This window comes from Carnobacterium sp. (assembly GCF_032094055.1).
Classification (GTDB): Bacteria; Bacillota; Bacilli; order Lactobacillales; family Carnobacteriaceae; genus Carnobacterium_A.
This window is the reverse complement of sequence record NZ_DAMDAK010000017.1, coordinates 14,468-16,117: the sequence shown is the minus strand read 5'-3', so window position 1 is coordinate 16,117 and position 1,650 is coordinate 14,468. Positions and strand designations below refer to the sequence as shown.

Here is a 1,650-nt window from a genome sequence, read left to right as displayed (position 1 = left end):
TTTACTAAGTACATGGAAATTGCCATAAGCTTTTTTAAAATACAGCTAAAAGTCATTCAATTAAAGAAATCTACGTATACTATTTCCACGAAAACACAAAATTTCAAAGCTTCTATTGATATGAAAGACACCAAAAATAAAAACTTATACTTCTTTTCATAAAGAAACAGAAGTATAAGTTTTTGTGCGTCTTAATCAATTATCTTTGATATCATTCTTTTAAACGAAAGAGGACACTATTGCAACAAGGTAATTAGTCTAGAGAACCGATATAAAAAATTGTGAGCGTATCTAAAAAAGAACGTTTTTAGACTATTATTTGATTTCCACCGTTTTTTTGGGCTGCAGTTAATTTTAATGCTGCTTTTTGAACCAACTCGCTAATCGTTTCTTCTGAATCATATACAGAGATCCCGCCACTGATGCTTACTTGTTTAGGCAAATCAAAAAGAGTTTCTAGTACTGCTTGTCTGATTGTCTCAGCCCATCTATACGCATCTTCCTTTTTAGTATTTTCTAATAAGATTAAAAATGCCGATTCTCTATACCTACCAGCAACAGTTTGCTTTTGCATGGCTGATTGGATTATTTTTCCTGTTACTGTTAACACTTCTTCTGTTCCTACAATTCCAAAATTCTTTTCATAGTCAGAATAGTGATCAATACTCAAGAAAACCAAAGATAGCGGCTGATTTTGTTTCCTTGCTCGATTTGTATATTTTACCAATTCTACTGTAATGGCAGAGCGGGAATACAATGAAGTGAGCATGTCCTTTTTCCTTTGGTTGGTTAACCGTTCATTTTTAGTTTGTAATTGTTTCCTTTCCTGTTCTTCCTGTGTAATATCAAACACAATTCCTGTAAGAAAAAGCGGCTCTCCTTTTTCATTCCGTTCCGTTACTTTTCCACGGTCTTGATACACTTTCCATGTTCCATCTTTGGCTTGAATACGGTATTTCACTTCCCAAACAGGTATTTCTCCCCTAAGGTGTTCTGTCATCAGTCGCATTACTTCTTCTTTGTCATCAGGATGAACTTTATCTGTAAAAAATTGGTAAGGAACCTTTTCAGGTAAATCCTTTTGCATGTAGCCAATTGCTTCTGCTTTTAAAGGGTTGAAAGTGACTTCATTGGTAGTAAAGTCCCAAAACCATTGTCCTAGGTTTCCTGTCCATCCGAATTCTAGCCGTTCTGCTTCCTGAAAAGATTGCAGTAATCTTTTATTTAATTGTTCCAAAGACGTTATCTTCAAGATCAGCTCTTCTTTCGTATATTTCTGATAATCTGGCATCTTATCGCCTCCTTTTTAACATCTTCTATAAATGTTGATCTATAATCCATTAAGATTACTTTTTACCGCGTGATTCAACTGAATAGATACAGTATCAGCCAAAGCTTAATCATTTATATTTTCTATATCTTCAAATCCAGTTGCTTTCAACTGCTTATCAATTATATCTTACTAGCTGAAGGTTTAAAAGAGCCTCTAGGATTGTTAAATAGATTAAGTTATTTCCATAAAAAAAGCAGAGCAGGAAATCCTGCTCTGTTAAAGGTTTAGTATTTTTAAGTCATTACGGGGCTTAGCGGCTGAATTGTACAGGCTCCTCAAACCCATCTACTAAGGTGCGTGTTTCACTTGGTTGAGTT

1 protein-coding gene is annotated in these 1,650 nt (G+C 34.5%); it reads right to left on the bottom strand.

The window, feature by feature from the left end; translation table 11 throughout:
- Positions 1 to 307 precede the first annotated feature (307 nt).
- Positions 308 to 1,291: a sensor domain-containing diguanylate cyclase gene (locus tag RT405_RS04295; protein ID WP_313467857.1), complete on the bottom strand. Its 984-nt coding sequence runs from the start codon at positions 1,289 to 1,291 to the stop codon at positions 308 to 310.
- Between the last annotated feature and the right edge of the window lie 359 nt (positions 1,292 to 1,650).